The organism is Azonexus sp. R2A61, assembly GCF_021401135.1.
Lineage (GTDB): Bacteria > Pseudomonadota > Gammaproteobacteria > Burkholderiales > Rhodocyclaceae > Azonexus.
In genome coordinates, this window is record NZ_JACBFO010000004.1 from 319,975 (window position 1) to 341,531 (window position 21,557).

At 65.2% G+C, this 21,557-nt stretch carries 16 protein-coding genes; 5 read left to right on the plus strand and 11 right to left on the minus strand.

Annotated features, from left to right (window positions below):
* Nucleotides 1–2 precede the first annotated feature (2 nt).
* The 8 genes from L0962_RS14895 to L0962_RS14930 all read right to left on the minus strand — a co-directional run bounded on the left by L0962_RS14895 (nt 3) and on the right by L0962_RS14930 (nt 11,020).
* Nucleotides 3–908, minus strand: a complete 906-nt coding sequence (locus L0962_RS14895; RefSeq protein WP_234087248.1) for a diguanylate cyclase — start codon at nt 906–908, stop codon at nt 3–5.
* Nucleotides 905–3,511: an ATP-binding protein gene (locus L0962_RS14900; protein ID WP_234087249.1), complete on the minus strand. Its 2,607-nt coding sequence runs from the start codon at nt 3,509–3,511 to the stop codon at nt 905–907. Before L0962_RS14900 ends, L0962_RS14895 begins: the two co-directional genes overlap by 4 nt.
* Nucleotides 3,508–4,041, minus strand: a complete 534-nt coding sequence (locus L0962_RS14905; protein WP_234087250.1) for a YfiR family protein — start codon at nt 4,039–4,041, stop codon at nt 3,508–3,510. Before L0962_RS14905 ends, L0962_RS14900 begins: the two co-directional genes overlap by 4 nt.
* Nucleotides 4,042–4,046: 5 nt before the next feature.
* On the minus strand, nt 4,047–6,233 hold the full coding sequence (locus L0962_RS14910; protein WP_234087251.1) for a TonB-dependent siderophore receptor: 2,187 nt from the start codon (nt 6,231–6,233) through the stop codon (nt 4,047–4,049).
* 36 nt (nt 6,234–6,269) lie between these two features.
* Nucleotides 6,270–7,301, minus strand: a complete 1,032-nt coding sequence (gene holA / locus L0962_RS14915; RefSeq protein ID WP_234087252.1) for a DNA polymerase III subunit delta — start codon at nt 7,299–7,301, stop codon at nt 6,270–6,272.
* Nucleotides 7,301–7,828, minus strand: coding sequence for an LPS assembly lipoprotein LptE (lptE, locus tag L0962_RS14920; RefSeq protein WP_234087253.1), 528 nt, complete (start codon nt 7,826–7,828; stop codon nt 7,301–7,303). Before lptE ends, holA begins: the two co-directional genes overlap by 1 nt.
* A 10-nt stretch (nt 7,829–7,838) precedes the next feature.
* Nucleotides 7,839–10,448 (minus strand): leucine--tRNA ligase, encoded by a 2,610-nt coding sequence (gene leuS / locus L0962_RS14925; RefSeq protein WP_234087254.1) that lies wholly within the window; start codon nt 10,446–10,448, stop codon nt 7,839–7,841.
* Nucleotides 10,449–10,669: 221 nt separating this feature from the next.
* Complete coding sequence (locus tag L0962_RS14930; protein WP_234087255.1) at nt 10,670–11,020, minus strand: hypothetical protein; 351 nt, start codon at nt 11,018–11,020, stop codon at nt 10,670–10,672.
* Between the two features lie 242 nt (nt 11,021–11,262).
* On the opposite strand from L0962_RS14930, the gene L0962_RS14935 reads away from it, so the two are divergent.
* The 3 genes from L0962_RS14935 (at nt 11,263) to L0962_RS14945 (ending at nt 15,535) form a co-directional block, all read left to right on the plus strand.
* Nucleotides 11,263–13,422 carry a UvrD-helicase domain-containing protein gene (locus L0962_RS14935; protein ID WP_234087256.1) on the plus strand — a complete coding sequence of 720 codons (2,160 nt, stop codon included), beginning with the start codon at nt 11,263–11,265 and terminating at the stop codon, nt 13,420–13,422.
* A gap of 125 nt (nt 13,423–13,547) precedes the next feature.
* A complete protein-coding gene (locus tag L0962_RS14940; protein WP_234087257.1) occupies nt 13,548–14,903 on the plus strand; it encodes a TAXI family TRAP transporter solute-binding subunit in 1,356 nt (451 codons plus the stop codon).
* Nucleotides 14,900–15,535, plus strand: coding sequence for a ParA family protein (locus tag L0962_RS14945; RefSeq protein ID WP_234087258.1), 636 nt, complete (start codon nt 14,900–14,902; stop codon nt 15,533–15,535). Before L0962_RS14940 ends, L0962_RS14945 begins: the two co-directional genes overlap by 4 nt.
* Nucleotides 15,536–15,567: 32 nt before the next feature.
* Here L0962_RS14945 and L0962_RS14950 read toward each other — a convergent pair whose 3' ends face one another.
* Nucleotides 15,568–16,476: a LysR family transcriptional regulator gene (locus L0962_RS14950; RefSeq protein WP_234087259.1), complete on the minus strand. Its 909-nt coding sequence runs from the start codon at nt 16,474–16,476 to the stop codon at nt 15,568–15,570.
* 140 nt (nt 16,477–16,616) lie between these two features.
* Here L0962_RS14950 and L0962_RS14955 point away from each other — a divergent pair, with 140 nt between their 5' ends.
* Nucleotides 16,617–17,171: a flavodoxin family protein gene (locus L0962_RS14955; RefSeq protein WP_234087260.1), complete on the plus strand. Its 555-nt coding sequence runs from the start codon at nt 16,617–16,619 to the stop codon at nt 17,169–17,171.
* A 21-nt stretch (nt 17,172–17,192) separates the two neighbouring features.
* On the opposite strand, the gene L0962_RS14960 is transcribed toward L0962_RS14955, so the two are convergent.
* Nucleotides 17,193–17,753: a hypothetical protein gene (locus L0962_RS14960; protein WP_234087261.1), complete on the minus strand. Its 561-nt coding sequence runs from the start codon at nt 17,751–17,753 to the stop codon at nt 17,193–17,195.
* Nucleotides 17,750–18,868, minus strand: a complete 1,119-nt coding sequence (locus L0962_RS14965; RefSeq protein ID WP_234087262.1) for an exo-alpha-sialidase — start codon at nt 18,866–18,868, stop codon at nt 17,750–17,752. The genes L0962_RS14960 and L0962_RS14965 overlap by 4 nt, the downstream gene beginning before the upstream one ends.
* A 120-nt stretch (nt 18,869–18,988) precedes the next feature.
* Here L0962_RS14965 and L0962_RS14970 point away from each other — a divergent pair, with 120 nt between their 5' ends.
* On the plus strand, nt 18,989–21,544 hold the full coding sequence (locus L0962_RS14970; RefSeq protein ID WP_234087263.1) for a bifunctional diguanylate cyclase/phosphodiesterase: 2,556 nt from the start codon (nt 18,989–18,991) through the stop codon (nt 21,542–21,544).
* The last annotated feature ends 13 nt before the right edge of the window (nt 21,545–21,557 follow it).

The window sequence follows — 21,557 nt, forward strand, 5'->3', positions numbered from 1 at the left end:
CCTCAGCCGCTGCGCCAGACGCAGCGATTGCGGCCGGCCGCCTTGGCGGCATAGAGTGCCTGGTCGGCGGCGACGAAAAACGCCGGATCGACCTGGCCGCCGCGCGGAATGGTCGTGATGCCGCCCAGGCTGACCGTCACGACATTGCTGATCGGCGAGGCCGGGTGGGGAAGCTGCAGGGCCGCCACGCATGCCTGGATGTCGTTGCCGATGCTGCCTGCCGCCGCCACGTCGGTTCCCGGCAGCAGCAAGGCAAATTCTTCTCCGCCGTAGCGGGCGACCAGGTCGCCGGGGCGCCGGACGAAATCCTGCAGGGCCCGGGCGATCCGGTGCAGTGCCTGATCGCCGGCGGCATGGCCCAGATGGTCGTTGTAGGCCTTGAAATGATCCACGTCGATGATGCCCAGCGACATCGGCAGGTCGAGCCGGGCGCAACGGCGCCATTCGTTTTCCAGCGATTCGTCGTAACGCCGGCGATTGGCGATCTCGGTCAGGCTGTCGATCATCGCCAGTTGTTCGAGCAGCCGCCGGTGGTGGACCGAAAGCAGGTGGTTGCGTACCCGCTTGCGCACGATGGACGGATGAAACGGCTTGCGGATGTAGTCGACCGCACCAAGGTCCAGGCCGCGCTCCTCGTCGCCGGGCGAGTCCAGTGCGGAAATGAAAATGACCGGGATGTGCCGCGTCCGGTCGTCGTTCTTCAGTTGCTGGATGACCTGCAGACCGCTCATGTCCGGCATCATCACGTCGAGCAGGATCAGGTCCGGTTGCAGTTCCTGGGCGCGTTCCAGCGCCTGGCTTCCGTTCTTGGCCAGGATCACCCGGTATTCGTGACGCAGCAGTTCGGTCAGCAGGTCGCGGTTCTGCTTGGCGTCGTCGACGACCAGAACGGTGTGCTCGACATTCATCGACGGGCCTCGCTCAAGTGTTGGCGCAGTCTCTCTAGACGTTCGCGGGCGGTTTCGTACTCGACGTCATCGATCAGTTCGCCGATCTGGCGGAGTTCCTCGGCCTGGTGCCCGTCGCCGATCCGGTTGACGCCGAGTGCATCGCGCAGCGCCGCGAATTCGTCGCCCGCCTCCGCCCGGGCACCGGCCAGGCTGGCGCTCAGCCGGCGGAACAGCGAATCGATGTCGGCCGGTGAGGCATCGCGTGCCTCTCCCGGTACGGCGGGGAGTGCGGCCAGTCCTTCGATGACTTTCTGTTGCTCGTGGCCGAATGCCTGCAGCAGGCCCTCCAGCCGGTCGCCCAGGAACGCTTCGTCGGCCAGTGCCTGCTCCAGCCGGCGCGCGGCTTCCGCCAGCGCCTCGGCACCCAGCGAGCCGGCGATCGATTTGCCGGAATGGGCCAGGCGCTTGGCCTCGCCGCGTCGTCCCCCGGCCAGCGCGCTACGGATGTCGTGTTCGACGCCGGCGAAATCGCGCCGGAAGGCGTACAGCGAGCGCAGGTAGAACACCGGACGCTGCATATGCAGGCTCAGTCCCCGGGTGATGTCGATGCCGTACAGTGCCGGCCAGTCCAGCGTCGGCTCGCCGGGCTCCGCCGTCTCCGGCAGTTGGCCGCTGGCTGGCAGCCAGCGGGCGATTTCCTCGTACAGCAGCGCCGGCATGATCGGTTTGTTGATGTGTGCGTTCATGCCGGCGGCCCGCGACTGGCTGTGCCCTTCCGGGGTGGCATGCGCCGTCATCGCGATGATCGGCAACTGGCTCAGCGCCGGCTGCTCGCGGATGCGCCGGGTTGCGGTCAGGCCGTCCATGACCGGCATCTGGATGTCCATCAGGACCAAGGCGTAGGTTTCCGCCGCCAGCCGCTGCAGGGCCTCTTCACCGTTGGCTGCGCAATCGACGCGCAACCCGACTTTCTGCAGCAGCGCCGTGGCGATCGTCCGGTTGACCGGAATGTCCTCGACCAGCAGCACTTTTTCGCCGTTCCAGCGGGGATGGCGTACCGACGGTTGTCGCGCTACCTGCAACGGGTTGTTGGCCTCCTGGGCCGCCGGCCGATCGAAGTACGCGGTGAACCGGAAGGTGCTGCCTTCTCCCGGTTGGCTGCTGACTTCGATCCGGCCCTCCATCAGCGTGACCAGTTCCCGGCAGATGGCCAGCCCCAGGCCGGTGCCGCCGAAACGGCGGGTGATGCTGCTGTCGGCCTGGGCGAAGGGGTCGAACAGATGGGCGATGCTTTCTTCCGGAATGCCGATGCCGCTGTCGGTCACGGCAAACGCCAGGCAGATGCGGCGTTGCTCCGTTTCGCCCAGGCGTTTGACCGAGACGCCGATGCCGCCGCGGTCGGTGAATTTGAGTGCGTTGCCGACCAGGTTGATCAGGATCTGGCTCAGGCGCAGCGCATCGCCCTGCAGTTGCAGCGGCACATCGCCGGCGATCGTGAAATCGAGCGTGATGCCCTTTTCCCTGGCCTTGATCGCGAACAGTCCGCTGACCGAGCGAAACACGGTGGACAGGTCGAAGGGAAGGTGTTCGAGATTCAGGCTGCCGGCTTCGACCTTTGCATAGTCGAGGATGTCGTTGATGATGCCCAGAAGCGCATCGGAAGACAGCACGACCTGTTCCAGATGCTCGCGCTGTTGCGCGGTCAGCGGCGAGTCGAGCAGCAGATGGCTGAGCCCGACAATGGCATTCATCGGCGTACGGATTTCATGGCTCATGCGGGCCAGGAAGTCCGACTTGGCGCGGTTCGCCCGCTCGGCTTCGGCGATCGCCTTCTGCAGCGCGGCGGTACGTTCGGCGACCATGGTTTCCAGCGATTCCCGGTAGCGCGCCAGTTCCTGGTCGCGTTGCTGCAGCGAATCGAGCATCCGGTCGAAGCTTTGCCCCAGGCTGCCGATTTCATCGCGGCGCAGTGTGGCGATGCGCTCGTCGAGCGTCGGGTTCTGCGAGACCTGCCGGGTCAGGTCGTCCAGTTGTTCCAGCGGTTTGATCAGCCGGCCGACCACATAGCGCGTCAGCAACAGCGCGCAGGACAGGCCGAGCAGCAGCAGCAGGGCGGTTTCCAGCAGTGTGCGGTGCATCGCCGCGTAATAATCGTCGAGCGAGGCGAGCAGTTCGATGTGTCCGCTGGGTTCGTTGCGGATGGGTAGCAGGATCGGCTCCCGGACCAGCAGGTGGCCGGGCAGGAAGCGGGGACTGTCGGTGCCGTCCGGAATGATTTCCGGCGATGCGCCGGGCCGCCGGTATTCGGCCAGGGTCTTGCCGTCGGCGGCGAGCACCCGGCAGAGCTCGACGGCCGGGATGGCGGACAGCGATTCGAGCAGCCGACTGGCCTCACGACGGTCCTCGAAGGCGATTGCCGCTTCGATGTTGCGGGCGATCAGTCGGGCCTGGGCGGTCATCGATCCGGTCCATTGGGTGCGCAGCAGTTCCCGCTGTTGCGCATAGACCAGTGCGAAGACCATGCCGATCAGCACCAGCAGCAGCAGGAAGAACAGCGCCACCAGCTTGTTGCGGATGGTCGGCGGCGGTAGCAGAGGGGCCAGGAAATTGCTCGTGCTCATGGCTCGATCACCCGGGCAAGGCGCAGCAACTGGGCGCTGAATTCATAACCGATCCGGCGGGCGACACGCCGGTTGACGACGATGCTGATGCGTTCGCCGTCCAGCGGCAGTTCGATCATGCCGCCACTGCGGGCAAAGCCTGGCAGGTCGGAGACGGTGACGATCTGCCGGGCGTGAGCGCGTTCCAGCCAACTGCCGAGGTTGGCGGCTTCGCTGCCGGCGATGAACAGCAGGTGGCAGGCGGTGATCTCGCTGACCCCGAGGCGTACCTCGATCTGGCCTCGACCCTGCTCGATCTGCCCGAGCGCGTTGCCGAAAGGATTGCGGCCGGCGACGCACAGTACCGTGGGATTCGGCTGTGGTGCGCCACCCGGCCAGTAGATGAATTGCGGCAGCCGATAGAACAATACCGCCTTCATGCCGTATTCCGACACGTCCTGCGCCAGCACTGGAAAAGTCGCGAACAGGCAGCCGAAACCGGCCAGCAGTAGCCGGCGCAAGTGCGAGGTGAAAGCGGGGCGGGGCGTCACGTATGTCAGAAGCGCAGTTCGACCGTGCCCATGACGGTACGGGGTTGTTGCGGAACGGCCTGCATGACCGCGCTCGACGACGAGGTGTGAGCGGCGTAGTAGCGGCGGTCGAAAAGGTTGTAGATGTCCAGGTAGAGGGACAGGTGCTCGGCCGCCAGCTTGTGCACGCCGATGTGCAGGCTGGTCACGGCATAACTGCCGGTTTCCTTGACCCGGTCGTTCTGCGTGCGATTGACGGCGCCGGTGCTGGTGTCGCCGATCCACTGCCAGCGCGGCGTGACGGTCAGCCAGTCCTGATAGCGGAAGGTGACGCCGAGCTTGACCTTGTGGGCGGCGATGTTGATCTGCCTGAGTTCCGGTCCGTTGTCGGTTTCCCGCACGCGGCCGCTGACATAGCTGTAACTGCCCCAGAGGTCTGCGGTCCACGGCCCGCCGAGGTGAATTTGCCATTGCGGGATGAGATCGATGCCATGGTATTCGTCGCGACCGCCGTTCTGCTTCGATTCGGTGGCGCCGAGCACGACGCCGGGAATGTACTGGACGGGGGTGGCATCCGCCCGGGTGACGATGACGCCATCGACTTCCGTCCGGTAGGCATTGGTGATCAGGTTGACGCTCGATGACGGGCGCCAGTCCCAGGTCAGCGACCAGGTTTTCGAGCGTTCCGGCTGCAGCAGCCGGTTTGGTGCGCGGAAGGTGCCGACCGGATTGCCGGCCCCGTTGAAACTGCCGAAGGCGCTGTAGCTTTCTTCCGGCGACGGCGCGCGGAAGGCTTCGCCGTAAAGCAGCTTGAACACATTGCCGTGACTCGGTTGCCAGACGACACCGGCGCGCGGGTTGGTGCTGCCGCCGTAGGTCGAATACCAGTCGCGGCGCAGGCCGGCCACCGTCGACCAGTTGGGCGACCAGCGCGCCTGCCATTGCAGGTAGCCGGACCAGCTGTGGTAGCGGACATCGAAGATTTGCAACGGGATGGCCGTGTTCGGATAGGTCATCCCCTGGTTGCCCGAGCCGAGCGACGTATCGTAGGGGCGCGGCAGGTCGGGGGTTTCGATCGCGTGGAAGTCGCGATAGCCGACGCCCGCCTGCACGGAATGATCGTCGTTCGCCTGCCAGGTGAAGTTTTGCTCGATGCCGCTGCGTCGACCGTAGGAATAGTCGTAGCCGTGATCGGCGAAATCGGTGAAGGTGTTGAGATAACGCGATTCCGGCGACACTTCGTAGACCGAGTGGTCGATGATCGTTTCGCCGCTCAGGCGGTCGCCGAGCTGGAAGCGGTACTTGCCGTACCAGTTGTCGATGGTGGTGTCCCAGAAGACGTCGTCGCGATAGATCGTCGCACTGGTCCGGTCGCCGGTGCTGCTCAGGCTGCGGAAGTTGTTGCGGTAGAAACCGAGGGTCAGCTTCTCGCCGATGTCGAGTCGGCCGTACAGGCTGCCGCTGCGCATTTCACCGACGTAAGCCTCGCGCTGGGCGGCCGGTACGACGACGGTGCCGCCGACCGTGCGCGCATCGACTTTCGGGAAGGCCTCCGGGTAGTACTGGTCGAGCTTGGCACGGTCGCTGTGCTGCGAGTGGGCACCTACGGTCAACGTGATGTCCGGGCCAAATTTGCCGTCGACCAGGAAATCGCCGTCGACCGAGCCGAAGCTGCCGATGCCGGCCGACGCCTTGCCGCCGCTCTGCTCGGCGCGTTCGGTGATGATGTTGATCACGCCGGCGAAGGCGTCGGCGCCGTACAACGCAGCGGCCGGGCCGTAGAGCACCTCGACCTGCTTGGCGAAGTACAGCGAGAAGTTTTCGGCGACCGGAATCTTGCCGCCGGCCGGATGATCGATGCGCACGCCGTCGAGCAGGATCAGCAGCTTGTTGTTGCCGACATGTCCCTGGAAAACGAAATTGTTGTATTGCGTCGACCGGGTGCCGCGCTGGAAGTCGACGCCGGGCAGATCCTCGAGCAGGTCGGCCAGGTTCTTGTAGCGGCGGTCGCGCATCTGCTGGCGGGTGATGACCATGATGTGGGCCGGCGTCTGATCGCGCCCCTCGGCACGCCGCGAGGCGGTGATCACCGGCGTGGCGATCAGTTCGTCGAGCGACAGCGGCAGCAGTGTGACGACCTCGTCGGCCCGGGCCTGGACGTGCAGGCACAGGCCCGCCAGCAATAGCGGGGCGCAGAACGAACGGCGACGCATGTTGGGACCCCTCCCGATTTTTTTGTCGGGAGAAGCTTACACGCTAATGGCGGCCTTTTTCGACGGCGCGGCGCACAAATCGAGCATCAGTCGCAGACATTCTTCCCAGACGTTGCCGTGGCCGATGCCCTTGATCAGGCGGTCGATCTTTCCGGCATGGCGCAGGGCGGCCTCCAGTCTTGCGGTCGACAGCCGTTGCACGGCCTTTTTGATCAGCAACTGGCGCGGGCCCCAGACCTTGGCTTCCTTGAGCAGGGCGTCGAGCGGGCGGCCGCCGTCCAGGCCGATGCGGATCGTCGCCAGCGCACGGATTTCCTCGCCCAGCGCCCACAGGATCAGCGGCGGTGCTTCGCCTTCCTGCATCAGGCCGTCCAGCGTCCGGGCGATGCGTCCGATGTCGCCGGCCAGCAGGGCTTCGCGCAGGCTGTCGATGTCGTAGCGGGCGACGTTGAGCACCGATTCCCGCACCTGCGCCATGTTCAGTTGGCCCGGCGGGTGCAGCAGACCCAGCTTCTGGATTTCCTGGTGCGCGGCGAGCAGGTTGCCCTCGACGCGTTCGGCGATGAACTTCAGGCTGTCCAGATCGGCGCTCTGCTGCTGGCGGCGCAGGCGGCCGGCCAGCCAGCCGGGCAGTTCGGCCAGCGGCGGGGCGTTGAGCTTGACCGCGACGCCGGCGTTGGCCAGCGCGGTGAACCAGGCGGCCTTTTCCTCGCGCCAGTCGAGTTCGGGCAGCGTGATCAGCAGCAGGTTGTCCGGCGACAGGTTCTGGCACCACTGCTGCAGCGCCGCGCTGCCTTCCTTGCCGGGTTTGCCGTTCGGGATGCGCAGGTCGATCAGCTTGCGGTCGCCGAACAGCGACAGGTTGCCGCCGGCGGCCAGCAGCTGGCCCCAGTCGAATTGCGGCAGCACGGTCAGCACTTCGCGCTCGCTGTAGCCGGCCTGCCTGGCCTTGGCGCGGATGGCATCGGCGGCTTCGAGGACCAGCAGCGGTTCGTCGCCGTAGAGCACGTAGAGCGGGCGCAGTTCCCGTTCCAGGTGGGCTTGGAGTTGCTCGGCCTTGAGCAGCATCACTCGTCTTCTTCGTCGATGTCCGGGTTCTTCGGTTTGATGATCGACAGCCGGCGCATGATCTGGTTGACCAGATCATTGTTCATGTCGCGCCACAACAGGCCTTCTTCCAGATCCTTGGCCAGCACGTTGGAGTCGTCGTAGCTGATGTCGCGGGTCAGCACCACTTCCGTCGGTGCGACCAGTTCCTGGCCCTTGGCATTGACCAGGCGGAAACGGTAGCTCATCTGCAGCCGGTACTCACGCACGCGGCCCTGGGCGTTGACGCTGAGAATGCTCTTTTCGCGCGTATCGGAAAGCTGCTGGAAGGTGGCCTCCGCATGCTTGGCGTCGTCGCTGATCTGCGTCGTGCCGACCGCGCGCACGTAGCGCTCCAGCCAGATGCGGACTTCGGCGCTTTCCGGCAGGGCGATGTACAGGCTCTTGTAGGGAATTGCCGAGCTTCCCGCTCCCCGCAGATGGAAACCGCAGCCGGCCAGGGCAACGGCGAGCACAAGGGCGAGGAGGGTGGCGGTCGGGAAGCGCATGGCAGTTTCCTCAGGCGACGATGTTGACCAGGCGGCCGGGGACGACGATGACCTTCTTCGGCGGCTTGCCTTCCATGAACTTCTGCGCTTCCGGATTGGCCAGCGCGGCCGCTTCGATGCTGGCCTTGTCGGCTTCGGCGACGACGCGGATGGCACCGCGCAGCTTGCCGTTGACCTGCACCATCAGTTCGATTTCGTCCTGCTTCAGCGCGGCCGGATCGGCCTTGGGGAAGGCGGCCAGGCCGGCGTCGGCACCCGGCTTCAGCTCGCCGTAGAGCGCCTGGCCGATGTGCGGGACGATCGGGAAGAGCAGCAGCACGGTGCTTTCCAGAACTTCCTGAGCCAGCGCCCGGCCGGCCGCATCGGAAAGGTCGCACTTGTCGTAGGCATTGAGCAGTTCCATGACGGCGGCGATGGCGGTGTTGAACTGCTTGCGCCGGCCGTAGTCGTCGGCGACCTTGCCCATCGTCTGGTGCAGCTTGCGGCGCAGGTCGGCCTGTGCGGTCGACAGGGATTTCTGGTCGATTTTCGCGTCGACCGTACCGGCCTGAACGTGATCGTAAACCGTCTTCCAGACGCGGCGCAGGAAGCGGAACGCGCCCTCGACACCGGCGTCGGACCATTCCAGCGACTGGTCGGGCGGCGCCGCGAACATCATGAACAGGCGCGCGGTATCGGCGCCGTACTGTTCGATTAGCGACTGCGGATCGACGCCGTTGTTCTTCGACTTCGACATCTTCTCGGTGCCGCCGATGATCACCGGCTGGCCGTCGGCCTTGAGCGTGGCGCCGGTCGGGCGGCCGCGCTCGTCGGTGACGACATCGACCTCGGCCGGGTTGAGCCACAGCTTCTTGCCATTCTCGCCTTCACGGTAGAAGGTCGGGGCGACGACCATGCCCTGGGTCAGCAGGTTGGCGAAGGGCTCGCCGAGGTCGCCGATCAGGCCGACATCGCGCATCAGCTTGGTGAAGAAGCGCGAATACAGCAAATGCAGGATGGCGTGCTCGATGCCGCCGATGTACTGGTCGATGCCGCCCTTGCACCAGTAGGCGACGCGCTCGTCGACCATGGCCGTGGCGTTGTCCGGGCAGGCGTAGCGCAGGAAGTACCAGGACGACTCGAAGAAGGTGTCCATGGTGTCGGTTTCGCGCTTGGCGTCGCCGCCGCACTTCGGGCACTTGCACTGGTAGAACTCGGGCATCTTCGCCAGCGGCGAGCCGGCGCCGGTGATCTCGACGTTCTCGGGCAGGACGACGGGCAATTGGTCGTCCGGGACCGGCACGTCGCCGCAAGTCGGGCAATGGATGATCGGGATCGGGCAGCCCCAGTAGCGCTGACGGCTGATGCCCCAGTCGCGCAGGCGGAACTGGGTTTTCTTCTCGCCCAGGCCCTTGGCGGCGAGGTCGGTAGCGATGGCGTCGACGGCGGCTTCGTAGCCGAGGCCGTCGTATTTGCCGGAGTTGACCAGGACGCCGCGCTGCTTGTCACCATACCACTCGGCCCAGGCTGCGCTGTCGTAGGCTTCGCCAGCCACTGCGACGACCTGCTTGATCGGCAACTTGTACTTCAGCGCAAAGGCGAAATCGCGCTCGTCGTGCGCCGGCACGGCCATCACGGCGCCGTCGCCGTAGCTCATCAGCACGTAGTTGCCGACCCAGACTTCGACCTTCTCGCCGGTCAGCGGATGGCTGACGTAGATGCCGGTGGGCATCCCCTTCTTTTCCATCGTCGCGAGGTCGGCTTCGGCAACGCCGCCCTTCTTGCATTCCTCGATGAAGGCTGCGAGTTCCGGGTTGTTGGCGGCAGCGCGGGTGGCCAGCGGGTGCTCGGCGGCGACGGCAACAAAGGTGACGCCCATGATGGTGTCGGCGCGGGTGGTGAACACCCACAGCTTTTCATCGGCGTTGTCAGCCAGCGGGAAGGCGAAGCGGACGCCGGTGCTCTTGCCGATCCAGTTCTTCTGCATCAGGCGCACCTGTTCCGGCCAGCCCGGCAGGTTGTCGAGTTCGGCGAGCAGTTCCTCGGCGTAGGCGGTGATCTTCATGTAGTACATGGGGATCTCGCGCTTCTCGATGAGCGCGCCGGAACGCCAGCCGCGGCCGTCGATGACCTGTTCGTTGGCGAGCACGGTGTGGTCGACCGGGTCCCAGTTCACAGTGCCGAGCTTCTTGTACACCAGGCCCTTTTCATAGAGGCGGGTGAACAGCCACTGCTCCCAGCGGTAGTACTCGGGCGTGCAGGTGGCGAACTCACGTTCCCAGTCGATGGCGAAGCCGAGCGACTTGAGCTGCGTCTTCATGTACTCGATGTTCGAGTAGGTCCACCCGGCCGGGGCGACGTTGTTGGCCAGCGCGGCGTTCTCGGCCGGCATGCCGAAGGCGTCCCAGCCCATCGGCTGGAGCACGTTGTAACCCTGCATCTTGTGGAAGCGCGAGAGGACGTCGCCGATCGTGTAGTTGCGCACGTGGCCCATGTGCAGCTTGCCCGACGGATACGGGAACATCGACAGGCAGTAGTACTTGGGTTTGCTGGCGTCTTCGACGGCGCGGGCGGCACCGGTTTCATCCCAGTGTTGCTGGGCGGCGCGCTCGAGGTCGGCCGGGGTGTATTTTTCCTGCATGGGGAGTCGCTGAAACGATCAAACCGCGAATTATAGCGGTTGCGCCGACGGGCGACGGCGCGGGTTTTCTGGCGGGTTTTTGGATCGTTGTCGCGGTCGACCGCAGCAACGGCCGAAAAAGCGCAGAGGCTTGCCCGTGCGAGCGGGCGGTTGCCGGGGACCGGGCGTCCGGCGTCGTATCGCCGAACCGGCCCGGCACGGACCGGCTCAGCGTCGCCCGGTCAGGCGGCTTTTTTTGCCGGGTAGAGGTTTTCCCAGGCGTTCTGCCAGAAGCGGTAGGTGTTTTGCGCGGCCATCAGCGACAGCAGCGACATCCGGGTCTGGTGACGCCACATCCAGGTCAGTTGCGGTGCCGGGCTGAGCTTGTCGCCGGGCTGGCAACCGACCTCGTCCTCGACGATGGCCAGGAAACGCTCGACGGCCAGGCCCCAGAATTCGGAACCTTCGGTCTGACCGGTCAGAAATTCGGCTTCGCCGGCGGCACGACGCCACAGCTTGAGCGCGAGCTCTTCGCTGATGCCGGCCCGCTTGGCGATCCACGGCAGGATCTTGGGGGCGTTCATGCTGTTCATGCTGTTACTCCTTTTATGTCGTGGGGTCTGCCCACTTACTGCTGAGACTGCCTTGTCAGTGAAAAGTTTTGTGCACTGCAAAAAAATTAACGCCAGTATACTTTCGGCTATTTCCTGAAACGTAAAAAAATGCGCGCCCCAAATTGCTGCGTTGCACAAATGCAACAAATTGGTCAGACCTTTTTACCGTTAACCGTTTCGGGTGCCATTCTACGCCTTTAGTAATAGCTCAGGTTCAATCCATGTCCGATCTTCTTGCCAATCTGAATCCGCCGCAGTTGCAGGCCGTCAGCCTGCCGCCCGTGCACGCCCTGATCCTGGCCGGGGCGGGCAGTGGCAAGACACGCGTGCTGACCACGCGCATCGCCTGGCTGATTTCCACCGGCCAGGTCGGGCCGCACGGCGTGCTGGCGGTGACCTTCACCAACAAGGCGGCGCGCGAGATGACGGCGCGGCTGGCGGCGCTGGTGCCGATCAACGTGCGCGGCATGTGGATCGGCACCTTCCACGGCCTGTGCAACCGGCTGCTGCGCGCGCATTACCGCGAGGCCGGCCTGCCGCAGACTTTCCAGATCCTCGATTCGGGCGACCAGCTGGCGGCGGTCAAGCGGCTGTTGAAGAATCTCAACGTCGACGACGAGAAATACCCACCGCGCGAGCTGTGCCATTTCATCAATGCGCACAAGGAACAGGGTGTGCGCGCGGCGCAGGCCGAGGCCTACGATCACTACACGCAGAAGCGCGTCGAGCTCTACGCCGAGTACGAGATCCAGTGCCAGCGCGAAGGCGTCGTCGATTTCGCCGAACTGCTGTTGCGCTGCCATGAATTGCTGCAGCGCAACGAACCGCTGCGCACGCATTACCAGCAGCGCTTCCGGCACATCCTGGTCGACGAATTCCAGGATACCAACCGCTTGCAGTACGCCTGGCTGCAGTTGCTGGCCGGCGGCGGCGCCAGGGTTTTCGCGGTCGGCGACGACGACCAGTCGATCTATCGCTTCCGCGGCGCGGAAGTCGGCAACATGCGCGAATTCGAGCGCGACTACGCCGGCGACAACGTGATCCGGCTGGAGCAGAACTACCGTTCACACGGCAACATCCTGGCCGCCGCCAATGCGATCATCAAGCACAACCGCGAACGTCTGGGCAAGAACCTGTGGACCGACGCCGGCGACGGCGAGCCGATCCGCTGTTTCGAGGGCTACAACGACCTCGACGAGGCGCGTTTCGTGATCGACGAGGTGCGCGAACTGATCCGCGATGGCGTGTCGCCGACGCAGATCGCGTTGCTCTACCGATCCAACGCGCAGTCCCGTGTGCTCGAACACGAATTGTTCACCAAGGCCGTGCCGTACAAGGTCTATGGCGGTCTGCGCTTCTTCGAGCGGCAGGAAATCAAGCATGCGCTGGCCTACCTGCGGCTGATCGGCAATCCGGACGACGACACTGCCTTCCTGCGCGTGGTCAACTTCCCGACCCGCGGCATCGGCGCCCGTTCGCTGGAAAACCTGCAGGCGGCGGCTCACCAGATCAATTCCAGCCTGTACAACGCCGCCGCGTCGCTGACCGGCAAGGCCGGCCAGACGGTCGGCGCCTTCATCCGGCTGGTCGAAACGCTGCGTCAGGAAACCGCCGGTCTGCCGCTGCCCGAGATCATCGAGCACGTCGTCGAAAAATCCGGCCTGACCCAGCATTACCGGACCGAGAAGGAAGGGCAGGAACGGCTGGAAAACCTCGATGAATTGATCAACGCCGCCGCCACCTTCGTCGACGCCGACGGCGTGGTGATGGCCGAGGCCGGCGAGATGGACGCGCTGACCGCTTTCCTGACGCATGCCTCGCTGGAAGCCGGCGAGCATCAGGCCGGCGAAGGTCAGGAAGCGGTCCAGCTGATGACCGTACACGCCGCCAAGGGCCTGGAGTTCGACGTGGTCTTCATCACCGGCCTGGAGCAGGGGCTGTTCCCGCACGAGAATGCGGTCAACGAGGGGCGCGACGGGCTGGAGGAAGAGCGCCGGCTGATGTACGTCGCGGTGACCCGCGCCCGCCGCCGGCTCTACCTGGCCTGCGCGCAAAGCCGCATGCTGCACGGCCAGACGCGCTACTGCACGCCATCCTCCTTCCTCGACGAGATTCCGGAAGGCCTGCTGCTCAAGTTGAACAAGAAGGCCGAGCCGGCCTGGGGCGGTTATGGGCGTTCGTCGTCCGGCGGCGGCTACGCGCCGGAACCGGCAGCCGGCGGTTTGCGCATCGGGCAGAGCGTCGAGCACGCCAAGTTCGGCGCCGGCGTCATCGTCGCCACCGAGGGGCGCGGTGCCGATGCGCGGGTGCAGGTCAATTTCGGCGGTGCCCACGGCATGAAATGGCTGGCGCTGGAATATGCCAAGCTGACGCCGTTGTGATTTTGGCCGATTCCTGCGGTCGACCGCAGGAATCGGCAAATTTCCGTGCACGGTGGATTGCCGGCGCGGCTCGGTGATACCCTCCCGGTTTTGCTTGCCAAAAGAATAGGCTGGGGGTTAGCAACATGGCCAAGATCAAGGCGGGGCTGTTGTCCCTGCGCGATTTGTTCGCCACCGCGTGGTGGATTTTCCTGATCGCCGGTATCGGTTTTGCGGTTGCCTTCCAGTTTGTCGAGCCGGCGCCGCCCAAGCGCATGAGCATCACCACCGGCGGCGAGAGCGGCGCCTACTACCAGTTCGCCAGGCGTTACGCGGCGATTCTGGCGCGTGATGGCATCACGCTCGACATCCAGACCTCGGCCGGTTCGTTGCAGAATCTCGAGCGCCTGAAGAACGACGAAGCCCAGATCGCCTTCGTCCAGGGCGGCGTGCTGCAACCCGCCGACGACCCCGATGCCGAGGACGAATCCGGCCTGCTGTCGCTCGGTTCGGTGTTCTACGAACCGGTCTGGGTGTTCTACCGCGGTCCGGAAATGACCCGGCTGAGCGAATTGCAGGGCAAGCGCATCGCCGTCGGCCAGGAAGGTTCGGGTATCCGCGCGCTGGCGCAGACGCTGCTGACCGCCAACGAGGTGCCGATGGGCGATAACCTGGTTGCCTTCTCCGGTCTCGACGCCGCCGAGGAGCTGCAGCAGGGGCGCATCGATGCCGCTTTCATCATCGCCGCCGAAAGTGCGCCGGTGGTCCAGGTGCTGCTGCGTTCGCCGGGCGTGCGTTTGATGAACTTCACGCAGTCCTGGGCTTACGAGCGGCGCTATCCTTTCCTGACCCGGCTGACCTTGCCGCGCGGCGTCGCCGACCTGGTGCGCGACGTGCCGCCGGAAGACATCCGCGTGCTGGCGCCGACCGCCAACCTGATCGTCCGCGACGACCTGCATCCGGCACTGCAGGCCTTGCTGCTGCAGGCAGCGCGCGAAGTGCATGGCAAACCGGGCTTCTTCCAGACGACCAACGAGTTTCCGGCCTATCTCGATCCGATGCTGCCGCTGGCGCCGGAGGCCGAGCGCTTCTTCAAATCCGGCGCGCCCTTCCTGCAGCGCTATCTGCCTTTCTGGCTGGCCGTGCTGGTCGACCGCATGATCGTGCTGCTGGTGCCGGTCATCGCCTTGCTCATCCCGCTGATGCGCATCGCGCCGGCGCTCTATAACTGGCGCGTGCGCTCCAAGGTTTTCCGCTGCTACGGCGAGTTGAAGTTTCTCGAAGACGATCTGAAACACCATTTCGATCAGCGCCGCCTCGGCGAATACCGCAGCCGGCTCGATGCGCTGGATGACGAGGCGAGTCAGCTGCGCGTGCCGCTCGGCTTCACCGATCTGGTCTACACGCTGCGCGAGCACGTCAATCTGGTGCGCGGCATCCTGCTCAAGCAGGAGGCGGCGCTCGGCGCCGAGCCGCCGCCGGCGACGGAGGCGGCATCATGAAGGGCTTCCTGGTCGCCAATCCGAAGGGCGGTTCGGGCAAGAGCACGCTGGCCACCAATCTTGCCGGTTACTTTGCCAGCCGCGGCTGCGACGTCATGCTCGGCGACATCGACCGTCAGCAGTCGTCGCGCGAATGGCTGGCCAGCCGGCCGTTTGAACTGCCGACCATCGAGACCTGGGAAATCGGCCCGGACCACATCGCGCGGCCGCCCAAGCGCACCTCGCATGTCGTCCTCGATACGCCGGCCGGCCTGTCCGGCAAGCTGCTCGACAAGGTGCTCAAGCTGTCGGCACGGGTCATCGTGCCGGTCCAGCCGTCGCTGTTCGACATGCGGGCGACGCGCCATTTCCTGACCGAACTGCTCGACGAAAAGGCCGTGCGCAAGGGCAAGGCCGATGTCGCGGTGATCGGCATGCGGGTCGATGCGCGGACCCGCGCGGCAGGCGAGCTGGAGCGCTTCTTCGCCGGCTACGAACTGCCGGTACTGGCCTATCTGCGCGACACGCAGTTATACGTCCAGACGGCGGCCGCCGGGATGACGCTGTTCGATCTGCCGGCGTCGCGCGCCGAGCGCGATCTGGCGCAGTGGCAGGCGATCATCGACTGGGTCGAGGGCGGCAAGGCGGGCTGATTTTTCCGGTTTTCCGGCGTTGACCGCAAGCTTCAGAAGCCTGCGGTCAACGCCGCCAGGCGCTCGTTTTTGTCCAGTTCATCGAGGAACCATTGCAGCGCCCGGCCAACCTGGCGGCTGCGCCAGGCGATATGGAAGGACAGTTGCTGGCCGGGTTCGGCGGCTTCCAGTTCGACCAGTCGTCCGGCGGCGATTTCCGGTTCGACGATCCAGCGCGGCAGGTGTCCGATGCCCAGTCCAGCGATCTGCGCCGCGGCCTTGGTCCGCATGTCGGGAACGCGCAGGATGTCCTGGCCGCCGATCAGTCCGGCCGAGCGGGCGCTCAGTTCCTGCGAGGTGTCGGCAATCACGACGGCGCGATGGCGCGCCAGTTCGCTGGCCGGAACCGGCCCGCGCCAACCGGCCAGCGGATGATGCGCGGCGACCACCAGCCGCAGCCTGGCCTCGCCGAGCTGGCGGCTGGCCAGTCCGCTGCGGGCCGGCATGTCGCCGGGGGCGCCGATCACCAGGTCGGCGCGGTCGGCCGCCAGGGCGTCCCAGGTGCCGCCGAGCACCTCGTGACCGAGGCGGATCTGTGTGCCGTGCCCGGCGGCGTAAAAGTCGTGGATCAAGGGCAGCAGGCGTTCGGCCGGCACCATCGCGTCGAGCGCGATGCGCAGTTCGGCTTCCCAGCCGGTGGCGATGCGCCGGACCCGGCGTTCGATCTCCTGCGCGGCCCGCAGCAGGTGGCGGCCGTCCTCAAGCAGGCTGCGTCCGGCCTCGTTGAGCGTCGCCTTGCGTCCTGCGCGGTCGAACAGCCGGACGTCGAGATCGCTTTCCAGCTTGGCGACGGCGTGCGACAGGGCCGACGGTACCCGATGCAGCGCGGCGGCGGCGGCCGAGAAGCTGCCGTGCCGGTCGATGGCGTCGAGCACCTGCAGCAATTCGAGCGAGATCTTCATGTGAATTAAATTGAATTGAATATCGAAAAATATTCGCTATTTGCGCTTGAACTCTAGGTCTAACATGGCGCCAAATCAACAGTTTCATTCATCAATCAGTTTTGTTATTACCGTCGTCGTCTTCCCTGAAAGGAATTGCCATGAGCAAGCAGATCGCTGTCGTTTATTTTTCCGGCTACGGCCACACCCAACGCATTGCCGAGACGCTGGCTGCCGCAGCCGGCGCCGAACTGGTGGCGGTCGATGGCGAAGGCAATGTCAGCGACGCCGGCTGGGATGTGCTGAATGCCGCCAAGACCATCGTCTTTGGCGCCCCGACCTACATGGGCGGCGTGCCCTGGCAGTTCAAGAAATTTGCCGATGCCTCGTCCAAGGCCTGGTTCACCCGCGCCTGGCAGGACAAGCTGTTCGCCGGCTTCACCAACAGCGCCAGCTTCAACGGCGACAAGGGGGCCACGCTGATCTACCTGCAGACCCTGGCATCGCAGCATGGCGGCCTGTGGATCAGCCTCGGCTTGCTGCCGGCCAACACCAAGGCGGCGACGCGGGCCGACGTCAACAACCTGGGCGGTTCGGTCGGCCTGCTGGTACAGACGCCGGCCGATGCCGGCGTCGATGAAATTCCGTCCGGCGATCTCGACACGGCCCGCCGCTTTGGCGAGCGCATTGCGGCAACGACCGCGCGTTTCAACTGAAATGCCGGCAGGGTCGCCGGATCAGGCGGCCCGGCGCTGACGCCAGCGGCCGATCAGTCGGCCCGCGGCGTGGCGGGCGACGACGATCGCGGCGACCAGAATCAGCAGCGGATCGACCAGCGCATCCCACAGGTTGTCGAACAGACCGGCGGCGTAGGCCGCCAGGTCGACGGCCAGGATGAGCAGCCAGAACACCTGGCCGCGCAACCACAAGGCTGCGCCCAGCGGCAGTAGCGCTGCGCCAAGGGCCCAGGGCTGATAGCCGAGGGCGTGCAGGTCGATGCCGCTCCAACCGGCGCTGGTCGGGTAGAGCAGCGCTGCCGCCGCGCACAGGCCCAGGGCCAGGCGCGGTCCGAGCAGGTTGACCGGTTGCGGAATCAGGCGCAGCAGCGCCAGGCAGAGCAGCGTCACGGAAGGCGGACCGAAGGCGGCGTGCATGGCCGGCGCGATACCGGCGAGCAGCGCGATTGCGGTGCCGGCCAGCCCGGCACGCGGTCGCAACGTACCCAGCGGCAGCAGGCTGAGCAGGGCGCCGAAAATCAGGCCGTGGGCAAGCAGTCCGTAAGCCGCCTGGGGATTCATGCTGCGCCTCCATCCAGCCAGGCCGGGCTGAAATTCAGATATTTGATGCGTTGACCGCGCCAGGCGTAAGCCAGGTGTAGTTGTCCGTCCTGCCCCTGCAGCAGGCTGGGGTGGCTGAAACTGGCGGCGCCGTCGGCGGCGTTTTCCAGCGTCCGGGCCAGTCGCCAGTGTCGGCCCTGGTCGGCGGACAGCCACAGGTGCAGACTGTCCGTCCCTTGTTCGCCGTTGCCCGCCAGCAGCAGGCGGCCATCCTCGAGACGGAGCAGTGCGCAGGCCGTTTGCGGATTGGCCAGCCCGCTGACAGGGGTTTCCTGCCAGTGCCCGCCGCCGTCTTCCGAAATCGCCACGATGTTGGTCTCGGGCCGGCGCAAGATGCCGAGCAATCTGCCATCGGGCAGGGCGACGAAGGCGCCCTGCCGCGTTCCGGTTGCCAGGCGCTGCTTGCCGACAACGCGCAGCGCCGCATCCAGACGTACCCATTCGACGCTGCGCGCCTGGGCCAGTGGCAGAAAACGCCCGCCGTCGTCGAGCGACAGGCTGCCTTGCAGGGCCTCACCGCCCAGCGGTGCGGCGGCGATGCGCTGCAATCGGCCCCAGCTTTCGCCTTCGTCGATCGACATCAGGTGCATCGGTTGCGGGCTGGTCCAGCCGGGGAAGCCGCGGCTGGCAAACCACAGGTGCAAGGCCTCGCGGCCGGCTTCGAGCTGCGGCTGTTCGAGCGCATCGAGATGCGCGAAGCGCCGTCCGGCGGCGCTGGCCACGTCGACGATCCGGCGCGGCTCGCGCCAGCCGGCGGCGTCGCGCAGCGAAAACCAGAGGGCGGCGGCCGACGGGTCGCCCGGTCCGGCCAGCCAGACGGCGGCGATACGTCCGTCGGGGAGTTCGGCCAGGCTGGGCGAGTCGGCCGATTCGGTGACGGCCGGCAGCAGCGTGGCGACCATGAAAGGGCGCAATGCTTGCTCGCCGGGGGCGGCCTCGGTCGGTAATTGTGCGGGGGAGGGGCGGGGAATGACGGCAGCGGTCCAGGCGAGGGCGGCGATGAACAGCAGGCCGGCTGCATGACGCGACCAGCCGGACGAAACGGGGGCGAGGTTCGCGAGGGCAAATTTCGACATCCGGAAATTCTAACCGTAGGCTTTCGGCGGAGCCGCAGATATTTCTGTTGGATTTGATAAATGGATAGTCCGTTTTTGCGCTTTCGGCGATAATTCCGCACCAGAGAGAGGACTCGATTAATGCGGATCAAAACCTTCATCCTGGGCACCTCGGCCGTCGTTGCCACGCTATTCTTCACTGGCGCCTACTGGTCGCTCGAACGTGTTTTCGATGGCGTCGTTCGTGCCAATGCCGCGCGGACCTCCGAAGCGGCAACCCGCATCACCTTCGGTGCGATGTATCAGTTGATGAGCCAGGGCTGGAGCCGATCGCAGGCCGATGCCTTTCTGCGCGGCACCGCCGAGGCCGGTCAGGATGGACTGCAGGTACAGATCTACCGCAGCCAGGTCGTGATCGACCTGTACAAGGAAATCGAACAGCCGCCGCTCGACGACGAGCTGCGCCAGGTCTTCGCCACCGGTCAGCCCTTGCGCCGCGATAACGATGTCTACGCGCGGCATATCTATCCGCTGGTGGCCGAGGCCCGCTGCCTCGGTTGTCATACCAATGCCGGCATCGGCAGCGTCCTCGGGGCGGTCGAGGTCCGTCAGGATTATGCGGGGCTGCTGGCCGATGCGCGTCGCCAACTGTGGTTCGCCTTTGTACTGCTGTTGCCGTTGGCGGGTTTGCTGGCCGCGGCGGCCGTCTGGTGGGTCGGTCGGCGTATCGAGCGTGCCGTGCAGGCGCTGCAGAGCGATTTCGAGCAGGTCAATGCGGTTTCCGATCTGAAGGCGCTGTCCCTGCGCGAGCACGATCTCGGGTTCGTCGAACTGCGTTCGATCGATCGTGCCTTGCGCGATCTGCTGCAGAAGCTGCGCGGCATCGTCGTCGACAAGGAAATCCTGACCTTCGAGATCGGCCTGCTCGAGAAATTCGTCATCACCTCGGACGTGGTTCGTGACTGGCGCGAATACGTCGGCCGCTTGCTGATGGATATCAATACCATCCTGCCGGCGCATACCTTGTTCTCGATCTTCAAGATCGACGACGAACTGTTCGACCTGGAAGTGTTCTGGCATGGCCCGGTGTCGGCGGCGACGCGGGTCAAGATGGAGCATTTCATCCGCCAGGAATTGAACCGCCTGAGCAGCATGCCGGAAGTCGGCGCCTGCAATATCCATCATCACATTGCGAATCCGGCCGGGCGGCCGATCGAATTGTCGGACGACGAGGTGGCCGTGCGCGTCAAGTCCTTCTTCGTCGACAAGCCGAAGATCGGCGGTATCGTCGGTATCGGCGTGCATGCCGGCGTGCTCGAGGACGAAACGCGCTATCTGGTGGTCGAGAGCGTGCTGTCCACGCTGCTCAACGTCGTCGGTTCGGTCAAGGCGATCTACAAGTACACCCGCGATCTCGAGTACTACGCGACGCGCGATCCGCTGACCGACCTGTTCAACCAGCGCGTCTTCTGGGAGCTGTCGTCCTACGAAATCGGCCGGGCGCAGCGCCACGGTTACAGTTTCGGCCTGTTGCTGATCGATCTCGACAACTTCAAGCTGATCAACGACAACTACGGGCATACGGTCGGCGACACCTACTTGCAGCGTTTTGCCCGGCAGGTGCAGGGTGCTTTGCGCGACGGCGACATCCTGGCCCGTTACGGTGGCGACGAATTCGTCGCGGTGTTGCCCGAAGCCGGCAGCGACGCGGCGGTTGCGGTGGCCAACCGGGTACGCCAGGCCGTCGATGCGCTGGAGGTCCTGACCCCCGACGGCGTCCGCCTGCGCGGTACCGCCTCGATCGGTCTGGCGGTCTATCCCGATCACGCGGAAAACGCCAAGGATCTGCTGCTGTTCGCCGACAACATGATGTATCGCGCCAAGGCCGCCGGCAAGGATCAGATCGCCGTTCCATCGCAGGAAGACGTGGTCGAGATTTTCCGCGATATCTCGCAGAAGAGCGTGATGGTCCTCGAGGCCATCGACAACCGTCGTATCGTCCCGTACTTTCAGCCCATCCTGGACGTCGCTTCGCGGCGTGTCGTGGCTTACGAGGTGCTGTCGCGCATCCAGTTGGACGGCCAGATCATCCGCGCCGACGAGTTCGTCGAGATTGCCGAGAAGATGGGCGTCATCCACCGGCTCGACATGCTGGTGCTGGAGCAGGCGCTGGCTTCGCTGACAGCCCAGGGGCATACCGGCGAAGTGTTCGTGAACCTGTCGCCGAGGGCCTTGGTCTTCAGCGAATTCGCCCGCGACCTGCGGCGCATCATCGCGGCCAGCGGTGTCGATCCGTCGCGTATCGTGTTCGAGATCACCGAACGCGATACGGTGAAGAACCTGTCGCTGCTTGAGCGTTTCCTGAACGATCTGAAAGCCGATGGTTTCAAGCTGGCGATCGACGATTTCGGTTCCGGTTTCTCGTCCTTCCACTATCTGCGGCGTTTCCCGATCGATTACCTGAAGATCGAGGGCGACTTCATCGCCAACATGCTGCATAGCGACAAGGACCGGACCTTCGTCACCAGCATCCGTTCGCTGGCGCGCGAGATGGGAATCACGGTGGTTGCCGAGTACGTCGAATCGAATCAGGTGCTCGAGGAGCTGGCGCAAATGGAAGTGCACCTGGCCCAGGGGTTCTACATCGGTCGTCCGTCGCCGGAGCTGTTGCCGGTCGATTGGCAGCCGGCCGAGTGAATCTCCCGCGGTC